This is a genomic window from Motilibacter aurantiacus, from assembly GCF_011250645.1.
Classification (GTDB): Bacteria; Actinomycetota; Actinomycetes; order Motilibacterales; family Motilibacteraceae; genus Motilibacter_A; species Motilibacter_A aurantiacus.
The window spans coordinates 834336-857541 of record NZ_JAANNO010000001.1 but is presented as its reverse complement, the minus strand read 5'-3'; the positions used below and the strand labels follow the sequence as shown (position 1 = coordinate 857541).

Genomic DNA, 23206 nt, shown 5'->3' with positions numbered 1-23206 from the left:
CTGCGGGCCCTCGGCCCGTCGCTTCCCTCCGCAGGGGATCGGGACGGCGACGGGCTGGGTAGACCCCGCCCATGCGACGCCGCGAAGGAGCCCTCGGCCTGGTCCTGGGGCTGGTCGCGCTGATCGTCGCCGTCGCCGCCGGGGTCGCGTTCACGATCGCGGCAGGTGACGGCGACGCCGACCCACCACCGCAGGCACCCGCGAGCCCGGCGGCCCCGCCGTCCGGCGCGGCCCCGGCCGACCGCGATGCCACCCGGTCCGTCGCGCCGTCGTCGCCGGCCGTCGCGCCGCGCACCGGCGGGACGTCGCCCGCGGCGACCGCCTCCCCGTCGGCCACCCCGGAGGAGGACGGCGGCCGGGGACGCGGCCGCGGCCGCGGGCGCGGCGGGGACGACGGGTCCGGCGGTGGTGACGAGGCGCAGCCGGAGGACGGCTGACCGGTGACGCCGCGGGCCGGCGCGTGCTCTGGCTGGCGGCGTACGTCCTGCTCGTGCTCGCGCCGATGGCCTTCGTGCTCGTGGCCCCCGACGCCGCCCGCCGCTCCGGCCTGACCAACGCCAGTGACGGCATCGGCTTCTCCGCCCTGGCGATGCTGGCCCTGCAGCTCGTCCTCCCGGCCCGGCTGCGGCTGTTCACCCGCCCCTTCGGCGTCGACGTCCTGCTCCGCTTCCACCGCCTGATCGGCGGCTGCGCGCTCGCCCTGGCCGTCCTGCACGTCGTCCTGCTGATGGCCGACGACCCCGGCCGGCTCGCCCTGCTGAACCCGGTCACCGCGCCGTGGCGGGCGCGCGCGGGCGTCGTCGCGACGGGCGCGCTGGCCCTGCTCGTGGCGTTGTCGCTGTGGCGGCGCCCGCTGCGTATGCCGTACGAGGCGTGGCGCGGGAGCCACCTGCTGCTCGGCGTGCTCGTGGTCGCCGCTGCGCTCGGGCACGTGGTGGGCGTCGGGGGCTACCTCGGCCTCGGGGCGGTCCAGGCGTCGGTCGCCGCCCTGGCCGTGCTCGGCGCGGGAGCGGTGTTCGCGCTGCGGGTCGCCCGGCCGTTCGCCGCGGCGGGACGGCCGTACCAGGTGGAGCAGGTCACCCCCGAGCGCGGCGGCGCGACCACGCTGCGGCTGCGCGCCGTGGGGCACGGGGGAGTGCCCTTCCGCCCCGGCCAGTTCGCCTGGCTGAAGACCGCCGGCTCGCCGTACGCCCTGGAGGAGCACCCCTTCTCGTTCGCCTCCAGCGCCGCCCGGCCGGCGCAGGTCGAGCTGACGGTGAAGGCCGTCGGCGACTTCACGACGGGCGTGCGCGCCCTCGAGCCCGGATCGCGGGTGCTGCTCGACGGCCCGCACGGGTCCTTCTCCCCGGCCCGGCCGGACGCCGCGTACGTCCTCGTGGCCGGCGGCATCGGGATCACGCCCGTGATGAGCCTGCTGCGGACGTTCGCGGACGAGCGCGACCCGCGCTCGCTCGTGCTCGTCTACGCCAGCCGGCGCTGGGAGGACGTGACGTTCCGCGAGGAGCTCGACGACCTGGCCGGACGGCTCGACCTGCGCGTGGTGCACGTGCTGTCCGACCCGCCCGAGGGCTGGCCGGGCGAGCGCGGGCGGGTCGAGGCGCGGCTGCTCGCCCGCGTGCTGCCGGCCGACGTCCGGGAGCGCAACGCCTTCGTCTGCGGGCCGCCTCCCCTCGTGGTCGCGACCGTCGAGGCCCTCCGGGAGCTCGGGGTGCCCGCCGAGCAGGTGCACGCGGAGCGGTTCGCCGACGTCTGAGCCACGCCCCGGCAGCGACGATGCCCCATCGGGGCGGGCCCAGCGGGTGGATGCGGCATCGGGACGGACCGTCTGGGCACGGTGCGCCACCGGGACCGACCGCCCTCGCCACGATGCGCCACTGTCACGGACCGCCCACGGCCGAATGCGACATCGAGACGGACCTATCGGGTGGATGTGTCATTCAGCCGAACCGCGGGACCCGGGGGCACGCCCGACGCGACGGGGGTGGGCGTGACGGGACGTCCGCTTCGGCCGGGCCTGTCCGGCGGGCGTGCCGTAACACCGTGGAAACTCGAGGAAGACGCCAGGTGCGCGCCGGTAGAGTGACCCTCGCCCGTGTCGCCGTGGATCTGGAGTCAATAGCCGTGGGCCTGGTCGTGCAGAAGTACGGCGGCTCGTCGGTCGCCGACGCCGAGAGCGTCAAGCGAGTCGCGCAGCGCATCGCCGCCACGAAGCGCGCCGGCAACGACGTCGTCGTTGTCGTCTCCGCGATGGGCGACACGACCGACGAGCTCATCGAGCTGGCCGAGCAGGTCACGCCGATCCCGGGCGGCCGTGAGCTGGACATGCTGCTGACCGCCGGCGAGCGCATCTCGATGGCCGTGGTCGCCATGGCGCTGGGCAACCTCGGCCTCGAGGCCCGGTCCTTCACCGGCAGCCAGGCCGGCGTCATCACCGACTCCGCGCACGGCAAGGCACGGATCATCGACGTCACGCCGGGCCGCATCTCGCAGGCGCTGGAGGAGGGCGCGATCGCGATCGTCGCCGGCTTCCAGGGCGTCAGCCAGGACACCAAGGACATCACCACGCTCGGCCGTGGCGGCTCCGACACCACGGCCGTCGCGCTCGCCGCGGCGCTGAACGCCGACGTCTGCGAGATCTACACCGACGTCGACGGCGTCTTCTCGGCCGACCCCCGGGTCGTGCCGACCGCCCGCAAGCTCGCCCGGGTGAGCTACGAGGAGATGCTCGAGATGGCCGCGAGCGGGGCCAAGGTGCTCCACCTGCGCTGTGTCGAGTACGCCCGCCGTTTCGACCTGCCCGTCCACGTGCGCTCGTCGTTCAGCCAGCGTGAGGGCACCTGGGTCACCAACACCCCGCGCGCAACCGAGGAAGGCCAGGACGTGGAGCAGCCGATCATCTCCGCCGTCGCTCACGACCGCAGCGAGGCCAAGGTCACGGTCGTCGGGGTGCCCGACAAGCCGGGCGAGGCCGCGGCGGTCTTCCGCGCGCTGGCCGACGCCGGCACGAACATCGACATGATCGTGCAGAACGTCTCCTCGGTCGCGACCGGCCGGGCCGACATCTCCTTCAGCCTGCCCAAGTCCGACGGCCAGACGGCGGTGTCCGCGCTGCGCAAGGTGCAGCCGACGATCGGCTTCGACGACATCCTGTTCGACGACGCCATCGGCAAGGTGTCGCTCATCGGCGCGGGCATGCGCTCCCACCCGGGCGTCTCCGCGACGTTCTTCGACGCCCTGGCCGGCGCCGGCGTCAACGTCGAGATCATCTCGACCTCCGAGATCCGGATCTCGGTGATCGTGCGCGCCGACGACCTCGACGCCGCGGTGCAGGCCCTGCACACGGCCTTCGACCTCGACGCCACCGACGAGGTCGCCACCGTCTACGCAGGGACCGGCCGATGAGCGCTCTTCCGACCCTCCGGCGCCGCGACGGGCGCCCCACGCTCGCGATCGTCGGGGCCACGGGCGCCGTCGGCACCGTGATGCTCGACATCCTCAGCACCCGCAAGGACGTGTGGGGCGACATCCGCCTCATCGCGTCCGCCCGCTCGGCCGGCAAGAAGCTGCGCGTCCGGGGCGAGGAGCTCGAGGTCGTCGCGCTGTCCGCGGAGGCGTTCGAGGGCGTCGACATCGCCATGTTCGACGTGCCGGACGAGGTGTCCGCGGAGTGGGCGCCGGTCGCCGCCGCGAAGGGCGCCGTCGCCGTCGACAACTCCGGCGCCTTCCGGATGGACGCCGACGTGCCGCTGGTCGTCCCCGAGGTCAACCCGGAGGCGGCGCGGCAGCGTCCCCGCGGCATCATCAGCAACCCCAACTGCACGACGCTGTCGATGATCGTCGCGCTCGGCGCGCTGCACCGCGAGTACACGCTGCGCGAGCTGGTCGTGGCGTCGTACCAGGCGGCGTCCGGCGCCGGGCAGCCCGGTGTCGACGCGCTGCGCGAGCAGATCGCCAAGGTCGCCGGCGACGCGACGCTCGGCACCCAGGCGGGCGACGTGCGCCGGGTGATCGGAGACACCGGCCCGTTCCCCGCGCCCCTGGCGCTCAACGTCGTGCCGTGGGCGGGATCGCTCAAGGACGGCGGCTGGTCGAGCGAGGAGCTCAAGGTCCGCAACGAGTCGCGCAAGATCCTCGGCCTGCCGGGCCTGAAGGTCAACGCCACCTGCGTCCGGGTTCCGGTCGTCACCACGCACTCCCTCGCCGTCCACGCGGTCTTCGAGCGCGAGGTCGACCAGGCCCGGGCCCAGGCCGTGCTCGCCGAGGCGCCCGGCGTGGTGCTCTCCGACGACCCGGCCAACCACGAGTTCCCGACGCCCGCCGACGTCGTCGGCACCGACCCGACCTGGGTCGGCCGCGTCCGGCGCTCGCTCGACGAGCCGAACGGGCTGGACCTGTTCCTCTGCGGCGACAACCTGCGCAAGGGCGCCGCGCTCAACACGGCCCAGATCGCCGAGCTGGTCGCCGAGGAGTTCGTCGAGCAGTGACCGGGGGGCGGGGGCCGGTGCAGGCGGGCGCGCCGTCGCTCCTGCCCGAGCCCCGCTACCCGCCTCACCGAGCCGGCCTCACCGAGCCGGCGTCGCGTCGCCCCGCTGCCCGGCCGGGACGCAGGGGCGCCGGGTGGCGTACGCCGGCCCGCGGCCGCCATGATTCGCTGACCCGATGTTCGTGACGAGTGTGGCGTCGGCCATCCGCGGCTCGGCCGTGGAGCGCGAGTGGGAGCCGGACTGGGACGAGGGGACCGTCCGTCAACTGGTCGAAGCCCTGGACGGCATCGACACGACCGCGGTCGTGTTCGCGGGGCCGGACGGGGCGCACCTGGCCTGCGGGGGCTCCGCGTACGCCGGGCTGGTGGTCTACGTGACGTACGCGGGGGGCGAGGTGTACTCCCTCGTCGACCCGGGAGCGCCGGAGGGCTCAGCCACCGTGGTCGCGGCCGGCACGCCGGGGGAGTACGAGCTGCGCTACGTCGTCGGCCCGGACGCGGCCGTCCGCGCGGCCTGGCGCTTCGTCCGGCAGGGCGACCTCGACGACGGCCTGGAGTGGGAGGGCTGACCCCCGTCCGGGCGCCACGGTCCTCCGGCGGCTGCGGCTCAGCGCCGCCGGAGCAGGAACACCGCGACGAACGTCGCGAGGAAGGCGCCGGCCGCGCCCGACCAGGCCCCGAGGAACGGCAGGAACGCGAAGAGCGCGAACACGACGGCCGCGCCGGCCGCTGCGCTCAGCGCAGCGGTGCGGGCACGGTCGGGGAGACTGCCGCGCGCACGCGGCTCGGGGGAGCGACCGCTCGGGACCGGGCTCGCGCCCTTGCCCGCGCGCGGAGCGCCGCCACTCGGCGCGTCGCCGAGCGTGCGGTCGACCTCGGCGAGCAGGGCGTCGATGTCGTCGGGGTCGTCGCGGCGGGCCATGTGACCATCCTGCCTCCCGCGGTCGGTGGGCGGCCAGCGGGCTGTGAGCGGCTCGGCCGGCTGCGGGATCAGCGCCCGGCGGGGTCGGTGGTGGGGGTGGCACCGCGAGCGAGCGCGTCCTGCAGGTAGGCCTGCAGCCGCCCGGCCTCCAGGGCGGGAGTGAAGAAGAACCCCTGTGCCGTCGCGCAGTCGAGCTCGACGAGCTTGTCCAGCTGCGCGCGGGTCTCGACGCCCTCCGCGACGACGTCAAGGCCGAGGGCTGCGGCCAGCTGGACGACCGCGCCGACGATCGCCTCGTCGTCGGCGTTGCGGCCCAGGCCGGACACGAAGGAGGTGTCCACCTTCAGCTCGGTGACGGGCAGCCGCTTGAGGTAGACGAGGCTGGAGTAGCCGGTGCCCAGGTCGTCGATCGAGATGGCCACGCCCTGGTCGCGCAGCCGGCCCAGCGTCTCCAGCAGGCCGGGCGCGTCCTCCATCAGCACGGTCTCGGTGATCTCCAGGCAGAGCCGGTCCCCCGGCAGCCCGGCGCCGGCGAGCGCCGACTGCACGAGGGCCGGGAGCCCGGCGTCGAGCAGTTGGCGGGCCGAGAGGTTGACCGAGAGGCGCGGGCGGCCGAGCGCCGACGGCAGCGCAGCCAGCGCGGCGCAGGACTCGTGGAGCACCCGCGCGCCGATGTCGCTGATGAGCCCCGTTCCCTCGGCGACGGGGATGAACTCGCCGGGCGGGACGATCGTCCCCCGATCGGTGGTCCAGCGGGCGAGGGCCTCCACCCCGACGACCCGGCCGGTGCGCAGGTCCACCTGCGGCTGGTACGCCACCGAGAGCCCCTCCCCGCGCCGCAGGGCATCGCGAAGCCCGCGCTCGAGCTCCCACCGCCGCTCGGCCTCCGCCCGCATCGGCTCGGCGAAGACGTTGATGCGCTCGCCGCCGTCCGCCTTCGACCGGTACATCGCGTCGTCGGCGTCGCGCAGGAGCAGGGCGGCGGCCGTCGAGGGCGGGAGCTGGTGGCGGCCGGGCTCGCTGAAGGCGACCCCGATGCTCACCGACGGCCGGATCTCCTGCCCGAGCAGCGCGAGGGGCTGGGTCACCGCCGCGAGCAGCCGGTCGGCGATCGCCACCGCCTCGAGCTCCTGACCCAGAGCCCCGCACAGCACGACGAACTCGTCACCGCCGAGCCGGGCGACGGTGTCCGCCGAGCGGGCCGTGGCCTGCAGGCGCTCGGCCAGGGCCCGGAGCAGCTCGTCGCCCGCGGCATGCCCGAGCGAGTCGTTGATCGGCTTGAGCCGGTCGACGTCGCAGAAGAGCAGGGCCACGCCGCAGCGGTCGCGCCGGGCAGACGTGAGCGCCTGTTCCAGCCGGTCGATGAGCAGCGCGCGGTTCGGCAGGCCGGTCAGCGGGTCGTGCAGGGCCTGGGTCCGGATCTCCTGGTCCAGCCGGCTGCGCTCGAGGGCCAGCGCCGCCAGCTCCGCGATGAGCCGGAGCCGGGCCTGCTCGACCTCGTCGGGGCCGCCGGGGCGGTCGAGGAAGCAGCCGAGGACGCCGACCACCCGGCCTTCGCGCCCGTGCAGCGGATGGCACCACGACGCCAGGACGCCGTGACCGGCCCGGACGGCGAGCCCGGCGTCCGCAGGCCAGGTGCCCGCGGCGTCCCCCACCACGAGCTCGGCGCGCTCGGCCGCGCTGCCGACCGCCCCACCGGCAGGCCCGACCGCCAGGCGGCGGGCCGCATCGGCGAGCGGCGGCGGGAGCCGGGGCCCGGCCGCGAGCTCGAGGAGATCACCGGCAGGGCCGAGCACGAACACCGCGGCCACCGAGCCGGGCAGGGTCTCCTCGGCCAGCCGGGTCACCTCCTCGAAGGTCCGCAAGACGTCGACCCCCGCCACGATGCCCTGCAGCGCCGCGGTCTGCCCGGCGAGCAGGGCGAAGGCCCGGTGACGGCCGGTCACGTCACGGAGGAAGAAGGTCAGGCCCTCGGGGCCGGGGAAGGAGCGGACCTCGATCCAGGCGTCGAGCGGCTTGTAGTACTCCTCGACCGTGGTGGGGATGCCGGTGTCCATCGCCCGGTGGTACGCCTCCCAGAAGCGGGTCCCCACCGCGTCGGGGTACTCGTCCCACAGCCGCCTGCCCAGCAGCTCCGACGCGGGGCGGCGCAGCACCGCGCTCACCGCGCTGTTCACGTACTGCACGACCCAGCTGTGATCGACGAAGAGAATGGCGTCGCTCGTCGCGTCGAGCGCCGCCGCTATCCGGTCGGGCGGACCGTCCCCCACAGCAAACGGTCTGCCCAGCAGCGCAGGCTTCACCCGGCCTTGTGTAGAACTCCTGACCCGATCGGGCCAGCGCAGGTGTCACCCCGGCGCCCGGACGCCGGGGACGTGCCGGGCGAGGAAGTCGAGCTCGACCCGCATCTGGCGCACGCGCTCCTCGACGACGAGCGATCCGTGACCGGCGTCGTAGCGGTAGACCTCGTGCGGCGCCTCCCGCCCGCGCAGCCGCTGCAGGTAGTTCTCCACCTGCCGGATCGGGCAGCGCGGGTCGTTCTCGCCGGCGATGACGAGCACCGGCGCGCGCACGTCGTCGACGTACGTGATCGGCGAGGACTCCCGGTAGCGCTCCGGCACCTCCTCCGGCGAGCCGCCGAACAGCGAGCGGTCGTACGCCTTGAGCGGCTCCATCTCGTCGGCGTAGGCCGCGACGTAGTCGGCCACCGGCACGGCCGCGACGCCCAGCGACCACAGCTGCGGCTGTCGGCCCAGCCCGAGCAGGGTCAGGAAGCCGCCCCAGGACCCACCGGACAGCACCACCCGGCCGGGGTCGACCAGCCCGCGGGAGACGGCCTCGTGGTGGACCGCGGCGAGGTCCTCGAGCTCGGTCACCCCGACCCGGTGCTCGATCGCATCCCGCCAGGCCGAGCCGTAGCCGGTCGACCCCCGGTAGTTGACCCGCACCACGGCGAGCCCGCAGTCGACGTACGCAGCGACATCGGCGGCGAAGGAGTCGAAGTCCTGCCAGGCCGGGCCGCCGTGGACCAGGAAGACGGCCGGGTGCGGCGCAGGGCCGGCCGGCAGCGAGACGAGGGCGTGGATCCGGCCGCCGGGCCCGTCGACCCAGACGTCCTGCACGGGGACCGAGCGCGGCGGCCGCGGGCCGGCCGGGGCGAGCACCGTGCGGCCGGCGAGGTCGCGCACGACGGAGGGCTCGGCCGAGGACGACCAGGACAGCTCGACGCCGTCGGGGCGGGCGGTCGCGGCGCCCACCACGCCGTGCGGGGTCTCCAGCCGGGTCAGCGACCGCTCGGCGAGGTCGAACCGGTAGAGCTCGCTGCGCGCCGCGTGCTCGTGCTCGACGAGCAGCGCCGCGGCGCCGGGGAACCACTCCGCGCCCACCTCGCCGGGCAGGCCGAGGTCGAGCTCGTCGACCGCGCCGCTCGCCACGTCCCACAACAGCAGCTCCGAGCGACCGCGGCGCTCGTGCGCCACGAGCAGCCGGGGGTCGCCGTCGACGGGCGCGAAGCCGAGCGGGTGCAGCCCCTTGCCCGGCGCGTCGGACAGCTCGGCGACCGTCGCCGCGTCGGCGACCCGGAGCACGCGCAGGGCCGGGTGGCGCGAGTCCCCGTGCTCGGAGTGGGCCAGCACGACCCAGGCCCCGTCCTCGGACAGGTCACCCACCGTCGCGCTCTCGGCGTGCGCGTAGAGACGGCGCGGCTCCTTGCCCGGCGCGACGACGGACACCTCGGTGCCGTAGTCGTCGTCCGCGCGGCCGACGACCGCCAGCCCGCCGCGCCCCAGGGCCAGCCCGGCCGAGTACGCCGCGGCCAGGCCGGGCGCGGCCTCCGGGTCGGGTGCGCCGTCCCGCGGTGGGCCGCCGAACGGCTGCACCCGCCAGACGCCGTACTCGTCGCCGTCGGTGTCGTCGAACCACCAGATGGTCTCGCCCTCGGGCGTCAGCGCCCCGTCGCTCGTGCCGTTCGGCCGCGACGTCACCTGCCGGTGGGTGCCGGCCGCCCGGTCCCAGGCGTACAGCTCGTACGTGCCGGTGGCGTTCGAGACGTAGAGGCACCGGTGCGGGGCGTCCTGCGCCCACTCCGGCAGGGAGACACGGGCGGCCCGGAACCGGAGCTCCCAGTCCGCGACCGCCCCCGTGGTCTGCTCGTCCATGGCAGAGCATCAGACCATGCGCGGGCGGCTCCGCGCGGTCCGGCCCCACGGCCGGGGCCCGGGAGGCCTAGCCGCGGCCCCGGGTGGGCAGGCTCGGTGCCGGTGGACGTACCCGATCTCATCTTCGCCCTCGCCGGCGCAGGCGCCCTGCTGGCCGCGGCGCTCCCGCGCGTGCTTGAGCAGCGGCCCTTCAGCCTGCCGCTGGCCTTCCTCGCGGCGGGCGTCGTCGTCGGCCTGCTCCCCGTCGGCCTGCCCGAGCTCGACCCGGTCGAACACGGCCCCTTCGTCGAGCACGCCGCCGAGGTCGTGGTCATCGTCTCCCTGATGGGCGCTGGCCTGGCGCTCGACCGGCCCTTCGCGTGGCGGCGCTGGGCGACCACCTGGCGGCTCCTGCTCATCGCGATGCCCGTGACGATCGCCCTGGTCGCCTGGCTCGGGTGGGCCGTCGCCGGCCTGCCTGCCGCGTCCGCGCTGCTGCTCGGCGCGGTGCTGTCGCCGACCGACCCGGTGCTCGCCGGCGACGTGCAGGTTGGCGAGCCCACCGACGCCGAGGAGAGCGAGGACGAGGTCAGGTTCGCCCTGACGAGCGAGGCGGGGCTCAACGACGGGCTGGCCTTCCCGTTCGTCATGCTCGCGATCGCCCTGGCCGGTCACGGCGCGGTCGCCGACCGGGTCGGGGGCTGGGCCGTCGAGGACCTGCTGGTACGGGTCGTCGTCGGGGTCGTGGGCGGGCTCGTAGTGGGCCGGCTGCTCGGCCGTGCATTCTTCCGCGCCCGGGCCAACGCGCTCCGGCTCTCCGAGCACGCCGACGGGTTCGTGGCGCTTGCGGTGACCTTCCTCGCCTACGGCGTCACGGAGCTCTGCCACGGCTACGGCTTCATCGCCGTGTTCGTCGCGGCCTGCTCCATCCGCGCCGCCGAGCGGTCCCACGGCTACCACGGGGTGATGCACGGCTTCGTCGAGCAGGTCGAGCGGCTGCTCACCGCCTGGCTCCTCCTGCTGCTCGGTGTCGCCTTCGCCGACGGGCTGCTCGGCGCGCTGACCTGGCAGCTCGCGCTGGTCGGGGTTCTGCTGGTCCTGGTCGTGCGCCCGCTCGTCGGCACGCTGTCGCTGGTCGGCAGCCCGGCCGGCCGGCGCGAGCGCGTCGTCGTCGGTGTCTTCGGCGTACGCGGGATCGGCTCGCTGTACTACCTGGCCTACGCGCTGGAGTCGGCCGCGTTCCCGGCGCGCGAGCTGTGGGCCGTCGTCGGCTTCACCGTCGCGTTCTCGGTGATGCTGCACGGCGTGACGGCGACGCCGGCCGTCAGCCACCTGGACGCGCTGCGGCTTCGCCGTGCGCGGTGGTGGACACGGGGCACACCGTCGGACGAGCAGGTCGCGCGCGAGCACGTGTGAGCTGCGGGGACGCCGCTGCGACGCCGCCCCCCGGCCAGAGGCCGGGAAGACGCCGAGGGCCGTGCCCGGCTGGCGGACACGGCCCTCGTGCTGTCGGGGTGGCGGGATTTGAACCCACGACCTCTTCGTCCCGAACGAAGCGCGCTACCAAGCTGCGCCACACCCCGGTGGAACTCGGAAAGGATAGCGGACGCGGAGCGCGGACTCGCCCTCGTATCCGCCCTTCGAGGCTCAGATCACGCCGGGACCAGCGTCAGCAGCGTCGCCTCCGGCGGGCAGGCGAAGCGGACGGGGACGTAGGGCGAGCTGCCCAGCCCTGCCGAGACGTGCAGCCAGGAGCCGCCCCAGCGGGAGAGGCCGCGGGCCTGCCAGCGGGGCAGGTCGCAGTTGGTGACCAGCGCGGCCGGGGAGAACGGGACGCGCAGCTGGCCGCCGTGGGTGTGGCCGGCCAGGATCAGGCCCGCCCCGTCCGCGGACATCGCGTCGAGGACCCGGCGGTAGGGCGCGTGCGCGACCCCCAGCGTGAGATCGGCGGCGGGGTCCGCGGGCCCGGCCACGTCCGCGTAGCGGTCGCGGCCGATGTGCGGGTCGTCGACGCCGACCAGCTCGAGGTCGCGCCCGTCAACGGCCAGCCGGGCGCGGCTGTTGTCGAGGTCGACCCAGCCGGCATCGGCCAGCGCGTCGCGCAGGTCCTGCCACGGCAGCGCCACGCCGTTCCGCGGCTTGTCGTCAGGCCCGGTGCTTCCCCCCTCGCGCAGGTAGACGAAGGGGTTGCGGAACTGGGGCGCGATGTAGTCGTTCGACCCGAACACGAAGACGCCGGGCTTCTCCAGCAGCGGGCCGAGGGCGTCCAGCGCGGCCGGCACGGAGTCGAGGCCGGCGAGGTTGTCACCGGTGTCGACGACCAGGTCGGGCTCGAGGGCGGCGAGCCGGCGTACCCACTCGATCTTGCGCCCCTGCCGGGGCAGGACGTGCAGGTCGGACAGGTGCAGCACCCGCAGCGGGCGCGCGCCGGGCGCGAGCACGGGGACCTCGACCCGGCGCAGCCGGAACGAGCGCGCCTCGTAGCCCGCGCCGTACGCCAGCCCCGCCGCCCCGAGCGCGGCCAGCGTCGCCGTCGTCCTGGCCAGCGGCAGGCGCCCGGCCCTCACTCGTCCTCGTCGTCGCCGGAGCCGGACCAGCTGTTGCCGCTGGAGCTCCAGCTGTTGCCGGACCGGTGCCGGTAGCTCGAGCTGTAGGAGCCGCCGGAGAAGAACTTGCCTTGCGGGCGGACGAAGTCCGTCGACGGGGCGTCGACCGCGTCGAGCGCCGCGCCCACGGCGTCCTGCCACATGGGCGCGGGCAGCGACCCGCCGAAGACGTCGTAGTAGTACTGGCCGCCGATGGTCTTGCCGGTGAGGCTGTAGCCGCCGCGCGGGGGCGAGGGGTTCCAGACGACCGACGCGGCGGCGATCTCGGGGGTGTAGCCCATGAACCACGCCTGCTGCTTGCCGTTGGTGGTGCCGGTCTTGCCGGCGACGTCGCGGCCGGAGATGTTGGCCGCGGTGCCCGTGCCGGAGTCGACGACGCGCTCGGCCAGGTAGTTGACCGCGTCGGCGACCTCCTCGTCGAGGACCTGCTTGCACTCGGGCCGCGGGTACTCGAAGTTGGGGCGCTTCGGGTCGTCGATGTCCGAGACCGGCCACGCGGGGCAGTACTTGCCGCGGGCGCCGAAGGTGGCGTAGGCCGCGGCCATGTTCAGCGGCGCGACGTTGTTGGTGCCCAGGGTGAAGGACTGCACCTGCTGGAGCTTCTCGCCGGTGTCGGCGCGCAGCACGCCCATCTTCTCGGCGAGGGTGACCGGCTCGCACAGCCCGATCTGCTCCTCGAGCTGCACGAAGTAGGTGTTCACCGAGTCCTCGAGGGCGCGCTCGAGGGTGTAGCTGCCGTTCTCGGACGCGGACTCGTTCTTCGGCTGCCAGCCCGGGTCGTACGCGCTGCCGTCGCACGTCTCCATGGAGCGGACGGATCGCAGCTGCGCCGGGGAGTAGATCGAGTGGTAGAAGCCGTACCCCTTCTCCAGGGCCGCGGCGGTCACGAAGATCTTGAAGGTCGACCCGGCGAGGGTGCCCTTCGAGGCGCCGAGCGGGGCGCCGAGTGCGAGGTTGACCTTGGTCCGGCCGGGGCCGCGCCCGTAGTCCTTGCTGATGGCGATGGACTTCACGTCGCCGGTGCCGGGCTCGACCATGGCGACGACGCCGGCCACCGGGTCCTCGCGGTCGACCCACTCGTGCACCGCGTCCAGGGCGGCGTTCTGCATCCGGCTGTCGAGCGTCGTGCGGATGGTGAGGCCGCCGCCGTAGAGCCGGTTGTAGCGGGCCTGGTAGGTCGACCCGAACCGCTTGTCGTTGAGGAAGACGCTCTTCGCGTAGTCGCAGAAGAACTGGTACGGCTTGGAGGCCTGCTCGCAGTCGAGGCGCTGGTTGCTCTCCTTGAGCACGAGCTTCTTCGCCTTGGCCCGGGCTGCCGCGGTCTGGCTGATCATCCCCAGCTCGGCCATGCGGTTGAGCACGACGTTGCGCCGCTCGATCGCCGCGTCGCGGTTCTCCTTCTTGTCCGGGCTGGTGGCGTTCGGCCGCTGCACCAGGCCGGCCAGCAGCGCCGACTCCTCGAGCGTCAGCTTGCTCGCCGGCTTGCTGAAGTAGCGGTTGGCCGCGGTCTCGATGCCGTATGCGCCGGCGCCGTAGTAGGCGATGTTGAGGTAGCGCTCGAAGATCTCGTCCTTGGAGTACTTCTCCTCGAGGGCGACGGCGTAGCGCAGCTCGCGCAGCTTGCGCCCCACCGTCTCCTCGGTCGCGGCGCGCTCGGCCTCCTCGTCGCCTTCCTGGCGCGCCTTGTAGACGAGCGCGAGCTTGACGTACTGCTGGGTCAGCGTCGAGGCGCCCTGCGTGCCGCCGCCGCTGGCGTTGTTGAGCGCCGCGCGGGCCAGGCCGCGCAGGTCCGCGCCGCCGTGCTCGTAGAAGCGGGAGTCCTCGATGGCCAGCTGTGCCTGCTTCATCCGCTTGCTGACCTGGTCCAGGGACACGACCTTGCGGTCCTGGTCGTAGAACCGGGCGATCAGCTTGCCGTCGGCCGTCAGCATCCGCGTCGTCTGCGGGAGCGGCGTCTCCTCGAAGTCGCTCGGCAGGTCCTGGAACTGCTCCGAGCTGGCCCGGGCCAGGAGGCCGACGCCGCCCGCGACGGGAAGGACGAGCCCCCCGACGAGGAGGCCGGCGACGGCGCTGAGGACGACGAACACGAGGACGCGCCGGGTGGCGACGGCGCTGCGCAGCAGCGGGGTCATTGGCTCAGGGTACGTGCCGGGGCGGGGAGCGGCAGCGCTCGCGCAGGCGGAGTGGTGGCAGGTCGGCCCGGGGGCGAGGGCCGGGACGCGGGGGAGGAGAGGCGCACGCAGGGACAACGTGGCGAGGGCGCGTCGTGCTCCGAACGGGTGGTTCCGCGTCGCCGGGCGGGCGCGCAAGGGCGGGCGCGGGGGCTCGCCCGCGCCTGACGCGGGCGCCCGACGGGCGTGGGAGGGGCGCCGGGGCGCCGGGACGGCTTTCTGGATGGCCACGCCGCACGGCCCGGGACCAGGCGCCCGCAGGAGCACGGAGGGGGTGGGCCGAACGGCTCAACCGGCTGCGGAAGCCGCCCGAAGTCGGGACAATGGGGGCCGGCGCGGGCGGACCGCTGGTGCATCCGTACGAGAGATGTAGATAGCCCGTGACCAGTCGCTAGCCCTAACGGGCTAGTCATATCGGGCTATGGAGATCTGCCCCGTCCGGGGCTGTCGTCGGCGCGCGCCTCGAACCTACCGTCACTGGTGAAACCGCCTGACGGGGAGGACCGCCATGACGTGGAACGAGGACTGGGCTTCGCGTGGTGCCTGCCGCACCGCCGACCCGGACGCTCTGTTCGTGCAGGGCGCTGCTCAGAACCGCGCCAAGGCCGTGTGCAGCGGGTGCCCCGTGCGCACCGAGTGCCTGGCCGACGCGCTGGACAACCGGACCGAGTTCGGCGTCTGGGGCGGGATGACCGAGCGTGAGCGTCGCGCGCTGCTGCGCCGCCGCCCGAACGTCACCTCCTGGAAGGCCCTCCTGTCCACCGCACGCTCGGAGTTCGAGAGCGGCGGCATCGAAGCGGTCCCCGCGGCCCGTCGCTCCGCCTGACCCCCGCCGGCGGCGCGTCCGACGCCGACGGCAGCCCGCCCGCAGCAGCGAGCTCACGCCGGCACCGCAAGCGCCGCGCCGATGACCCGCAGCCCGGCCAGGTCGTGCACGTCCACCGGCTGCGCGGGCACCCGGGCCACCGGGGTGCGCGGGTGCGCGGCGGTGAACCGGGCCGCCAGGCGCCGCTCCCGCTCGGCCAGCCGGACCCGGTCCGCGTGCAGCCGGAGCAGGGCCGCCGTGACCGGGTGGCTCCCCGCCTCCTCCAGCACCTCGGCCGCCGCCACGCTGCGCTCGGCCGACAGCTCCGGCGCCGGGTCCAGGTGGGCCCGGTTGAGCACCAGGCCGGCCAAGGGCATCCGCTCGCGCTCCAGCCGGTCCACGAAGTACGACGCCTCACGCAGCGCGTCCCGCTCGGGCGCCGCGACCACCACGAAGGCCGTCCCCGGCGCCGCGAGCAGCCGGTACGTCGCCTCGGCCCGCTCCCGGAAGCCACCGAACATCGTGTCCATCGCGGCGACGAAGCCCTGCACGTCGCGCAGCAGCGACGCGCCCAGCAGCTTGGTGACCGTGCCGGTGACCACGCTGAGCCCGGCGCTGAAGGCCTTGAGGTAGACCTTGCCCCCGGCCTTGGCCGGAGCCATCAGCACTCGCAGGAACCGCCCGTCCAGGAACGACCCCAGTCGGCGGGGCGCGTCCAGGAAGTCCAGTGCGGACCGGCTCGGCGGGGTGTCGACCACGATGAGGTCCCACCGCCCGGTGGCGACGAGCTGGCCGAGCTTCTCCATGGCCATGTACTCCTGCGTCCCCGAGAAGCTCGAGGACAGTGACTGGTAGAACGGGTTCGCGAAGATCTGCTCGGCCCGCTCGCGCGAGGCGTGGGCCAGCACGACCTCGTCGAACGTCCGCTTCATGTCGAGCATCATCGCGTCGAGGCTGCCGCCCGCGCCCTGCTCGTCCACAGCACCGCCGTCCGCAGCACCGCCGGTGACACCACCGACGCCCTCGACCCGGCGCGGGGTGTTGTCGAGCTCGCGCAGCCCGAGCGCCTGCGCCAGCCGGCGCGCGGGGTCGATGGTCAGCACGACCACCCGCCGCCCCTGCTCGGCGGCGCGCAGCGCCAGCGCGGCCGCCGTGGTGGTCTTGCCGACCCCGCCGGAGCCGCAGCACACGACGACCCGCGTGGCCGGGTCGCGCAGCGTGCGGTCGAGGTCGAGCCGGGGCGGGGCGCCCGGCTCCGGGCGCGGCCGCTCGGGCACGCTGTCGAAGGGCGCGCCGGCAGCGGCGTCCTCCGGGTGGGCCTCGCCCGTCACGAGTACGCCCCCTGCTCGCGCAGCGCGGCCGCCAGCGCGTACAGCCCGCCGAGGTCCCCGCCGTCGGGCAGCAGCGGCAGCGTGTAGGCCCGCGGCCCCAGGGCGTCGACCGCGCGGCGCTCGGCGCGCTCCAGCGCGACCCGCTCGGCGTGCGCCCGCCCCTCGGCGAGCAGTGCGTCGACGACGCGGGGGTCGGACGGCGCCCCGCTGGCGGCGAGGCCGGCGGCGATGCCCTCCCGGTCGAGCGTGCCGCGCGCGGCGGCCTCCAGGGTGGGGTCGGTCAGCAGCGGCGGCCGTGCCCGGTTGACGACGATGCCGCCCACCGGCAGCCCTGCGGCGGTGAGCTCCTGCACGGCGTCCGCGGTCTCCTGCACCGGCATCTCCTCCAGCAGGGTGACCAGGTGGACGGCGGTCTGCGGCGAGCGCAGCATCTCCATGATCGAGTCCGCCTGCCCGCGGATGGGGCCCACCTTCGCCAGGTCGGCCACCTCGGCGTGCACCCCGAGGAAGCGGGTGATGCGGCCGGTGGGGGGCGCGTCGAGCACGACCGCGTCGTACGTCGGGGCGCCGTCCGGGCCGCGCCGGCGCACCGCCTCGTAGGCCTTGCCGGTCAGCAGGACGTCGCGCAGCCCGGGCGCGACCGTCGTGGCGAAGTCGACCGCCCCCATCCGGCGCAGCGCTTTGCCCGCCCGCCCCAGCTTGTAGAAGAGCTCGAGGTACTCCAGCAGCGCCTGCTCGGCGTCCACCGGCAGCGCGAACACCTCGCCGCCGTCCGGGGCGACGGCGACCGTCCGCTCCTCGTAGGGCAGCGGCGGGACGTCGAAGAGGCGGGCGATGCCCTGCCGGCCCTCGACCTCGCAGAGCAGGACGCGCCGGCCACCCCAGGCGATCGCGACGGCCAGCGCCGCCGCGACCGTCGTCTTGCCGGTCCCGCCCTTGCCGGTCACGACGTGCAGCCGCACGCCGGGCCAGTGCGGGCCCGCGGGCGCCGCCCCGTGCGGGCGGCCTCCGGGGGCCTCGGCAGCGGACGGCATGGTGCGCGAGCCTAGCCGGACGCTCGGGAGCACTCTCCCGCCCGTTCGCGGTGTCCCACTAGGGTGCGGCCATGGCCAAGTGGGAGTACGCGACGGTGCCCTTGCTCGTGCACGCGACCAAGCAGATCCTCGACAACTGGGGCGAGGACGGCTGGGAGCTGGTCCAGGTCGTGCCCGGCCCGGGGGGCGGCGACCAGCTGGTCGCATACCTCAAGCGGGAGAAGGCGTGACGGCTGCCGCGGGCGAGCCCTTCGCCCGGCCCGAGGAGCGGCTGGCCGCGCTCGGGCTCACGCTGCCGCCGGTTCCGGCGCCCGCCGGGGCGTACCTGCCCGCAGTGCGCACGGGCTCGCTCGTCTTCACCGCCGGGCAGATCCCGCTCGTCGACGGGCAGGTCGCCACGACCGGCAAGGTGGGCGCGGAGGTGTCCCCGGAGCAGGCCAAGCAGCTCGCCCGGGTCTGCGCGCTCAACGGGCTCGCAGCCGTCGCGTCAGCCGTGGGCGGCCTCGACGCGGTCGTCCGCGTCGTCAAGGTCGTCGGGTTCGTCGCCTCCGCTCCCGGGTTCACCGGCCAGCCGGGGGTCGTCGACGGGGCGAGCGAGCTGCTCGGGGAGGTCTTCGGCGAGGCTGGCCGCCACGCGCGCAGCGCGGTCGGGGTCGCCGTGCTGCCGCGCGACGTGCCGGTCGAGGTCGAGCTCGTCGTCGAGGTCACGCCGGCGCTTCCCGCCGGCTGACGCCGCAGCTGGATTCCCGTGGAACCGGCGGCCGGGGTGGTGCCCGGGTGGGCCACGCTGGTGCGGGCGCCGAACCCCGGCCCGATGACGCTCGAGGGCACCAACACCTGGCTGCTGCGCGCCGGTGACGGGCTGGTCGTCGTGGACCCGGGTCCGGCCGACGAGGCGCACCTGGGGCGGGTCGCGGCCCACGGCCCGGTCCTGCTCGCGGTCCTCACCCACGCCCACGCGGACCACGCCGAGGGGGCCGCGCGGCTGCGCGAGCTGACCGGCTGCCCCGTCACGGCGTACGCCGCCGGGCTCTGCGCCGGCACCGGGCCGCTCGCGGACGGCGCGGCTCTCCCCGTCCCCGGCCTGCCCGCCCGCGTCCTCGCCACGCCGGGCCACACCGAGGACTCGGTCTGCCTGCTGGTCGACGACCCGGCGGCGCCGGCGATCGTGACCGGCGACACGGTGCTGGGGCGCGGGCCGACGGTCGTCGAGGGCCGGCTGGGGGCGTACCTCGGCTCGCTGGAGCGACTGCGCGCACTCGGCGGGCTTCCGGCGCTGCCCGGCCACGGCCCGGTCGTGCCGTCGATCGCCGACGCGGCCGGGCAGCTGCTGCAGCACCGCATGGACCGGGTCGAGCAGGTACGCGCCGCCCTCGCCGCTGGCGCCGCCACCGCCGAGGACGTGGTGCAGCAGGTCTACCCCGGGCTGGCGCCCGGGCTGCGGCGCGCGGCGCTGCACTCCACGCGCGGGGCGATGGCGTACCTGCGCGGGCAGTGAGGCCGGCTCACTCCTCGCCGCGTACCCACCGCCGGAAGCGCCGCCGCACGAGCGGCCCCGCGGCGCCGTGCGCCACGCGGCGCAGCGGGTTGCGCCGGAGCTCGGGAGGCAGCCGGTCGGCCAGGACGGTGGTCGCGAAGCTGCCCAGCCGCGAGACGGCGCCCGGGACGGCGGGGTCGCGCGTACGCAGCAGCTGCAGGGCTGCCTCGACGGTGTCGGACAGGGTGTCGCGGCCCGCCTCGTCGGCCCGCCAGCCGGCCAGCTGCCCGCCGGTCTGCTGGGTGAGCAGCTGGCGCAGGTGCGCGGTGACCTGTTGCGGCGAGGACGACTCCGCCCGCAGGACGGCCTGCTGCAGCGCTGCGGTCGCCTCCGGCACGGCGGACGGGCCGGCCGCGTCGCTCGCGTGCACGAGCATGCGGGCCAGGTGCGCGGCCCCGTCGAGCCGCCCCCAGAGCCAGTCCTGCTGCCGCCACTCCGGACGGCCGAAGGCCCCGAAGTGCAGCAGCTGCGTCCCCCAGAGCTTGCGCGGCCCCGGGTCGGGCTCGAGCGAGGGGTCGACCGGGCCGGGGACGACCGGGCTCTCCACGTCGGGCCCGAGCCGCAGGAAGTCGAAGCCGACCGGCCGCTCGAAGGCCTGGTGGCCGGCGAAGGCCCGGGTGAGCACCTCGACGACGAGGGCGTCCACGACGACCTCGCTCGCGGCGTCCTCGCTGCCGTGCACGGCGAGCGCATAGGCCCGGGCCCCGGCTCCCACGAGCGCGCACAGCACGCGGGGGACGTCGGCGGCCTCGACCGCGGCGTTGATCGCGCGCAGCGCGTCGGCCGGGCCGGACCGGTCCGCGGCCCGGGCGATGCCCGCGTTGACCTGCTCACGCAGCGCCGCCACGCACTCGAGGACGTCGCTGAGCCGCTGCAGGCACCGCTCGCGCTCGGCGGGCGTGACCGTGCGGGAGCCACCGACGTCGCGCAGCATGAGGCGGAGCGCCCGGTCGGCGACCGCGTTGCCCCACTCCCACGCGATCGCGGCCCGCTCGAACGCGTCCTCGCCGGGGCCGGGGACCCAGCCGCGGGCGTCGTCCGGCGGGAGCGGCGCGATCTGGCCGAGGGTGACGGGGGCCGCGTCGCTGCCGTTGGCCCAGACCCAGAGCGCGTCGACGACACCGCCGTCGACCCGGGACTGCCGGTACGCGGGCAGCAGCTGGCGGGCGGCGGCCAGGCAGTCGGCGCGCGTCTCCCGCCCGTCGCGCAGCCCGGCGAACAGCAGCTGCGGCTGGCGGGCCCAGCGCTCTGCCTCCCGGGACAGCGCCCGCAGCCGCTCGATGTCGTTGCGCAGGTCGGCCTCGCCGGGCAGCCCGCGCGAGGTGAGCAGCACGCGCAGCCAGGGAGGCTGGGGCGGGAGCTCGGAGTCGGCAGCGGCGGGCTGCGAGGGCTCGGACCCCGATGGCATGACGTACGCGAGCACGCGCTTCCACGGCCGGTCGACCGGACGCCGCGCGATCTCGTCGAGGACGGGGTCGAACGGCGCGTTGTCCAGCACGCCGCCGTCCATCAGCCAGGTGGCCGGGCCGTCGGGCCGCGGGCGTACGCGGTAGTCGCGCAGGTCGACCTCCGCGTCGCGCTCGGGCACCGGCTCGAACGCGACGGGGAAGCCGGCCGACGCCCGGGCCGCCCGGCTCAGCGCCGCGGTGTCGGCGAACCCGGCCTGCTGGTCGGCGCGCGGGAACAGCGCCACCGGGTCGTCGGGAAGGTCGCCGGGCCCGGCCGGCACGTAGCGGCGCCGGGGGCTGTCGTGGCTGAACCGGTAGAGCCGGCGGTGGTCGGCCACCGCGAAGGCGTCGTTGCTCGAGTCCACGACGCAGGGGTCAGGCCCGCCGAGCGCGGTCGCGGTGACGAAGAGGGTGACCGGGGTCGCGGACTCCTCGTCCGTGCCTCCGCCGCCGACCTGCCCGAAGACCTCCCGGACCTTCTCGGCGAAGTAGCCGCCGTCGAGCAGGCTCGGCTGCGCGGACCGCGCGTCGGCGCGCAGCAGCCGGCCCCGGCTCAGCTGGGCGACCTCGCTCCACACCTGCTTGAGCGCGGGCAGCGGAGCCCCGCGCCCGATGGCGGTGGCGAGCAGCGCCCCGTTGAGCCCGCCGGCGCTCGTGCCGGCCACGACGTCGACGGCCACCGTGACGTTCAGCCGGTGGCACAGCTCGCGCCAGGCGTCGTAGACCGCGAGGTCGGGGGAGTCGGCGGGCGGGGGCAGGATGTCCTGTGACGCCCGCCGGAGGAGGTCGATCTCGTGCGCGACGCCGCCCATCCAGACGGCGAGCGAGACGCCGCCGTTCATCACGAGGGCGACCCTGACCTCGGTCGGCTGCTCCATGGTCGCCGAAGGTAGCGCCGTGCACGTGTCCGCGTCCTGGGAGAAGGCAACTCCGCGAGCCCGGAATGTGCTGCCATGCTCGCTGTGTGACCGTGGCCCGCTGCCGGGCTCGGGCGTGGCACTGGCCGCGGTCGCCGGGCCCCCGTAGCGTTCGGGGTTCCGACGGCATCCAACGAGCGAGGGTCGGGCGGGCTCCTCAGCCGCCCGCGGACGCGTGAGGCGAGGGCGAGATCAGCACTGACACCACCGTGTGGCCGCGGGTGGGCGCGTGGGCGGTGCACGCGTACACCGCCAGCGGGGCCGCCATCGCGCTGCTCATCGTCCTGGCCGCCTTCGACGGGGACGCCGTCCGCGCGCTCTGGCTCATGCTGGCCGCGCTCATCATCGACGGCACGGACGGCATGCTGGCCCGTCGCGTCCGCGTCAAGGAGCGCGTGCCCGAGTTCGACGGGGCACGCCTCGACGACATCGTCGACTACCTGACCTACGCGTTCGCCCCCATGCTGCTGCTCTGGAGCGGGGGCTACCTGCCCGACGGGCATGCGGGCACCGTCCTGGCCGCGATCCCGCTGCTCGCGTCGACCTACCAGTTCTGCCGCGTGGACGCCAAGACCGACGACCACCTCTTCCTGGGCTTCCCGAGCTACTGGAACGTCGTGGCGTTCTACGCGGTCGTGCTCGGCCTGGGGCCGACCGCGGTCTCGGTGATCCTGCTGGTCTGCTCGGCCCTGGTCTTCGTCCCGATCGGCTACGTCTATCCGTCGCGGACGGTGACGCTGCGCGCGCCCACGCTGGTCCTGAGCACTCTCTGGCTGATCGCGTACGCCGTGCTGCTCGTGCAGATGCCCGAGCCGAGCGACGTGGTGATCGGGCTGTCGCTGGCCTACATCGTCTACTACGTGGGGCTCAGCCTCTGGCTCACGGCCAGGCGCCGGTCCCGGGGGGCCTCACCCCCCGCCCGCGAGCTCGAGCCGGCGGCCGCCGGCCCGACGGCCGAGTAGCGGCATGGCGCTCGGCTTCCTCACGGCGCTCACGGCGGCCGTCGCCTTCGGGGTGGCCGCGCTGCTGCAGGCCATGGCCGCCCGCCGCGAGCAGGTCACGGACGCGGTCGACCCGCGGCTGCTGCTGCGCATGCTGCGCCACCCCGAGTTCGTCGCGGCGCTGGCGCTCAACCTCGCCGGGTTCGGGCTGCACTTCGCCGCGCTGCGGCTGATGCCGCTGTTCCTCGCCCAGGCGGTCATCGGGTCGAGCGTCGCGGTGACCGCCCTGCTCAGCGCCCGCCTGCTCAAGGCCCCGCTCAACCGCCAGGAGTACGCCGCGGTGGCCGCCGTCTGCGCCGGGCTGGCCCTGCTCGCGCTGGGCGGCGGCGAGGAGGGGGAGGTGACGACCTCGGCGGCGGAGCGCGCCTGGCTGCTGGCCGTCGTGGCCGGGATCGTCCTCGCCGGCGCGCTGGCCGGGCGGGCGTCCGGGACGCGCGGCGCCCTCCTGCTCGGGCTGGTGTCCGGGATGGGGTTCGCCGTCGTGGCGGTCTCCGGGCGGGTGCTCCCGACGTTCCTCCCGCCCGACGTCCTGAGCGACCCGGCGACGTACTCACTGCTGGCCGGCGGGACCGTCGCGTTCCTGCTCTACTCGGCCGCCATGCAGCGCGGCTCGGCGATCACGGCGACGGGGGCGATGGTCCTCTGCCAGACCGCGGGGCCGTCACTCGTGGGCATGGCCCTGCTGGGCGACGCGGTGCGCGACGGCTGGCTGCCGGTCTCCCTGCTCGGTGTCGTCCTGGCGGCGACGGGGGCGGTGCTGCTGGCCCGCTTCGACCCGCAGGCGCTGGCCGCCCCCGCCGCGCGCTGACCGCCGC

General features: G+C 75.3%; 20 protein-coding genes and 1 tRNA gene. 12 read left to right on the top strand and 9 right to left on the bottom strand.

Features of this window, described 5'->3' with window-relative positions:
* Nucleotides 1–71 precede the first annotated feature (71 nt).
* From G9H72_RS03895 to G9H72_RS03875, 5 genes are all read left to right on the top strand, one after another.
* Nucleotides 72–437 (top strand): hypothetical protein, encoded by a 366-nt coding sequence (locus tag G9H72_RS03895; RefSeq protein WP_166167517.1) that lies wholly within the window; start codon nucleotides 72–74, stop codon nucleotides 435–437.
* Between the two features lie 23 nt (nucleotides 438–460).
* Complete coding sequence (locus G9H72_RS03890; protein ID WP_166167514.1) at nucleotides 461–1753, top strand: ferredoxin reductase family protein; 1293 nt, start codon at nucleotides 461–463, stop codon at nucleotides 1751–1753.
* Between the two features lie 368 nt (nucleotides 1754–2121).
* Complete coding sequence (locus G9H72_RS03885; protein ID WP_166167886.1) at nucleotides 2122–3402, top strand: aspartate kinase; 1281 nt, start codon at nucleotides 2122–2124, stop codon at nucleotides 3400–3402.
* Nucleotides 3399–4484: an aspartate-semialdehyde dehydrogenase gene (locus G9H72_RS03880; RefSeq protein WP_166167511.1), complete on the top strand. Its 1086-nt coding sequence runs from the start codon at nucleotides 3399–3401 to the stop codon at nucleotides 4482–4484. The genes G9H72_RS03885 and G9H72_RS03880 overlap by 4 nt, the downstream gene beginning before the upstream one ends.
* 175 nt (nucleotides 4485–4659) lie before the next feature.
* Nucleotides 4660–5052, top strand: coding sequence for an Imm1 family immunity protein (locus G9H72_RS03875; protein WP_166167508.1), 393 nt, complete (start codon nucleotides 4660–4662; stop codon nucleotides 5050–5052).
* A gap of 38 nt (nucleotides 5053–5090) precedes the next feature.
* Here the strand turns inward: G9H72_RS03875 and G9H72_RS03870 are convergent, their stop codons facing one another.
* The 3 genes from G9H72_RS03870 to G9H72_RS03860 all read right to left on the bottom strand — a co-directional run bounded on the left by G9H72_RS03870 (nucleotide 5091) and on the right by G9H72_RS03860 (nucleotide 9562).
* A complete protein-coding gene (locus G9H72_RS03870; RefSeq protein ID WP_166167505.1) occupies nucleotides 5091–5405 on the bottom strand; it encodes a hypothetical protein in 315 nt (104 codons plus the stop codon).
* Between the two features lie 68 nt (nucleotides 5406–5473).
* The gene (locus G9H72_RS03865; protein WP_166167502.1) at nucleotides 5474–7675 is read right to left on the bottom strand and encodes a putative bifunctional diguanylate cyclase/phosphodiesterase; all 2202 of its coding nucleotides are present in this window, start codon (nucleotides 7673–7675) and stop codon (nucleotides 5474–5476) included.
* A 78-nt stretch (nucleotides 7676–7753) separates the two neighbouring features.
* Nucleotides 7754–9562 carry a S9 family peptidase gene (locus G9H72_RS03860; protein WP_166167499.1) on the bottom strand — a complete coding sequence of 603 codons (1809 nt, stop codon included), beginning with the start codon at nucleotides 9560–9562 and terminating at the stop codon, nucleotides 7754–7756.
* Between the two features lie 102 nt (nucleotides 9563–9664).
* On the opposite strand from G9H72_RS03860, the gene G9H72_RS03855 reads away from it, so the two are divergent.
* Nucleotides 9665–10957: a cation:proton antiporter domain-containing protein gene (locus G9H72_RS03855; RefSeq protein ID WP_166167496.1), complete on the top strand. Its 1293-nt coding sequence runs from the start codon at nucleotides 9665–9667 to the stop codon at nucleotides 10955–10957.
* 93 nt (nucleotides 10958–11050) lie between these two features.
* Here the strand turns inward: G9H72_RS03855 and G9H72_RS03850 are convergent.
* The 3 genes from G9H72_RS03850 to G9H72_RS03840 form a co-directional block, all read right to left on the bottom strand.
* Nucleotides 11051–11124: transfer RNA gene (locus G9H72_RS03850), tRNA-Pro, on the bottom strand.
* A 69-nt stretch (nucleotides 11125–11193) separates the two neighbouring features.
* Entirely contained in the window at nucleotides 11194–12108 is a 915-nt protein-coding gene (locus G9H72_RS03845; protein ID WP_231126197.1) for a metallophosphoesterase, read from the bottom strand.
* The gene (locus tag G9H72_RS03840) at nucleotides 12105–14279 is read right to left on the bottom strand and encodes a transglycosylase domain-containing protein (RefSeq protein ID WP_166167493.1); all 2175 of its coding nucleotides are present in this window, start codon (nucleotides 14277–14279) and stop codon (nucleotides 12105–12107) included. The genes G9H72_RS03845 and G9H72_RS03840 overlap by 4 nt, the downstream gene beginning before the upstream one ends.
* Nucleotides 14280–14826: 547 nt before the next feature.
* Between G9H72_RS03840 and G9H72_RS03835 the strand changes: the two genes are divergently transcribed.
* Nucleotides 14827–15144, top strand: a complete 318-nt coding sequence (locus tag G9H72_RS03835) for a WhiB family transcriptional regulator (RefSeq protein WP_166167491.1) — start codon at nucleotides 14827–14829, stop codon at nucleotides 15142–15144.
* Nucleotides 15145–15197: 53 nt separating this feature from the next.
* Here G9H72_RS03835 and G9H72_RS21250 read toward each other — a convergent pair whose 3' ends face one another.
* On the bottom strand, nucleotides 15198–16454 hold the full coding sequence (locus tag G9H72_RS21250) for an ArsA family ATPase (RefSeq protein ID WP_331271954.1): 1257 nt from the start codon (nucleotides 16452–16454) through the stop codon (nucleotides 15198–15200).
* Nucleotides 16451–17488 carry an ArsA-related P-loop ATPase gene (locus G9H72_RS21245; RefSeq protein ID WP_231126196.1) on the bottom strand — a complete coding sequence of 346 codons (1038 nt, stop codon included), beginning with the start codon at nucleotides 17486–17488 and terminating at the stop codon, nucleotides 16451–16453. Before G9H72_RS21245 ends, G9H72_RS21250 begins: the two co-directional genes overlap by 4 nt.
* A 71-nt stretch (nucleotides 17489–17559) precedes the next feature.
* On the opposite strand from G9H72_RS21245, the gene G9H72_RS20880 reads away from it, so the two are divergent.
* The 3 genes from G9H72_RS20880 to G9H72_RS03820 are packed head-to-tail and all read left to right on the top strand — an operon-like array spanning nucleotide 17560 to nucleotide 18986.
* Complete coding sequence (locus G9H72_RS20880) at nucleotides 17560–17718, top strand: DUF4177 domain-containing protein (RefSeq protein WP_166283477.1); 159 nt, start codon at nucleotides 17560–17562, stop codon at nucleotides 17716–17718.
* Nucleotides 17715–18218, top strand: coding sequence for a RidA family protein (locus tag G9H72_RS03825; protein ID WP_331271953.1), 504 nt, complete (start codon nucleotides 17715–17717; stop codon nucleotides 18216–18218). Before G9H72_RS20880 ends, G9H72_RS03825 begins: the two co-directional genes overlap by 4 nt.
* Before the next feature lie 12 nt (nucleotides 18219–18230).
* A complete protein-coding gene (locus tag G9H72_RS03820) occupies nucleotides 18231–18986 on the top strand; it encodes an MBL fold metallo-hydrolase (protein WP_407939540.1) in 756 nt (251 codons plus the stop codon).
* Between the two features lie 7 nt (nucleotides 18987–18993).
* Here G9H72_RS03820 and G9H72_RS03815 read toward each other — a convergent pair whose 3' ends face one another.
* Nucleotides 18994–21351: a DUF3376 domain-containing protein gene (locus G9H72_RS03815; RefSeq protein ID WP_166167485.1), complete on the bottom strand. Its 2358-nt coding sequence runs from the start codon at nucleotides 21349–21351 to the stop codon at nucleotides 18994–18996.
* Between the two features lie 260 nt (nucleotides 21352–21611).
* Here G9H72_RS03815 and G9H72_RS03810 point away from each other — a divergent pair, with 260 nt between their 5' ends.
* Together G9H72_RS03810 and G9H72_RS03805 are read left to right on the top strand one after the other, a co-directional pair.
* Nucleotides 21612–22352, top strand: a complete 741-nt coding sequence (locus tag G9H72_RS03810; RefSeq protein ID WP_231126195.1) for a CDP-alcohol phosphatidyltransferase family protein — start codon at nucleotides 21612–21614, stop codon at nucleotides 22350–22352.
* Between the two features lie 4 nt (nucleotides 22353–22356).
* On the top strand, nucleotides 22357–23199 hold the full coding sequence (locus G9H72_RS03805) for a hypothetical protein (protein ID WP_166167482.1): 843 nt from the start codon (nucleotides 22357–22359) through the stop codon (nucleotides 23197–23199).
* Nucleotides 23200–23206 lie beyond the last annotated feature (7 nt).

Bases quoted from the DNA above. Each gene is read 5' to 3' on its own strand.
- G9H72_RS03895 (WP_166167517.1), top strand. From the start codon at position 72: ATGCGACGCCGCGAAGGAGCCCTCGGCCTGGTCCTGGGGCTGGTCGCG.
- G9H72_RS03880 (WP_166167511.1), top strand. From the start codon at position 3,399: ATGAGCGCTCTTCCGACCCTCCGGCGCCGCGACGGGCGCCCCACGCTC.
- G9H72_RS03875 (WP_166167508.1), top strand. From the start codon at position 4,660: ATGTTCGTGACGAGTGTGGCGTCGGCCATCCGCGGCTCGGCCGTGGAG.
- G9H72_RS03870 (WP_166167505.1), bottom strand. From the start codon at position 5,405: ATGGCCCGCCGCGACGACCCCGACGACATCGACGCCCTGCTCGCCGAG.
- G9H72_RS03860 (WP_166167499.1), bottom strand. From the start codon at position 9,562: ATGGACGAGCAGACCACGGGGGCGGTCGCGGACTGGGAGCTCCGGTTC.
- G9H72_RS03840 (WP_166167493.1), bottom strand. From the start codon at position 14,279: ATGACCCCGCTGCTGCGCAGCGCCGTCGCCACCCGGCGCGTCCTCGTG.
- G9H72_RS03835 (WP_166167491.1), top strand. From the start codon at position 14,827: ATGACGTGGAACGAGGACTGGGCTTCGCGTGGTGCCTGCCGCACCGCC.
- G9H72_RS21245 (WP_231126196.1), bottom strand. From the start codon at position 17,488: ATGCCGTCCGCTGCCGAGGCCCCCGGAGGCCGCCCGCACGGGGCGGCG.
- G9H72_RS20880 (WP_166283477.1), top strand. From the start codon at position 17,560: ATGGCCAAGTGGGAGTACGCGACGGTGCCCTTGCTCGTGCACGCGACC.
- G9H72_RS03815 (WP_166167485.1), bottom strand. From the start codon at position 21,351: ATGGAGCAGCCGACCGAGGTCAGGGTCGCCCTCGTGATGAACGGCGGC.
- G9H72_RS03805 (WP_166167482.1), top strand. From the start codon at position 22,357: ATGGCGCTCGGCTTCCTCACGGCGCTCACGGCGGCCGTCGCCTTCGGG.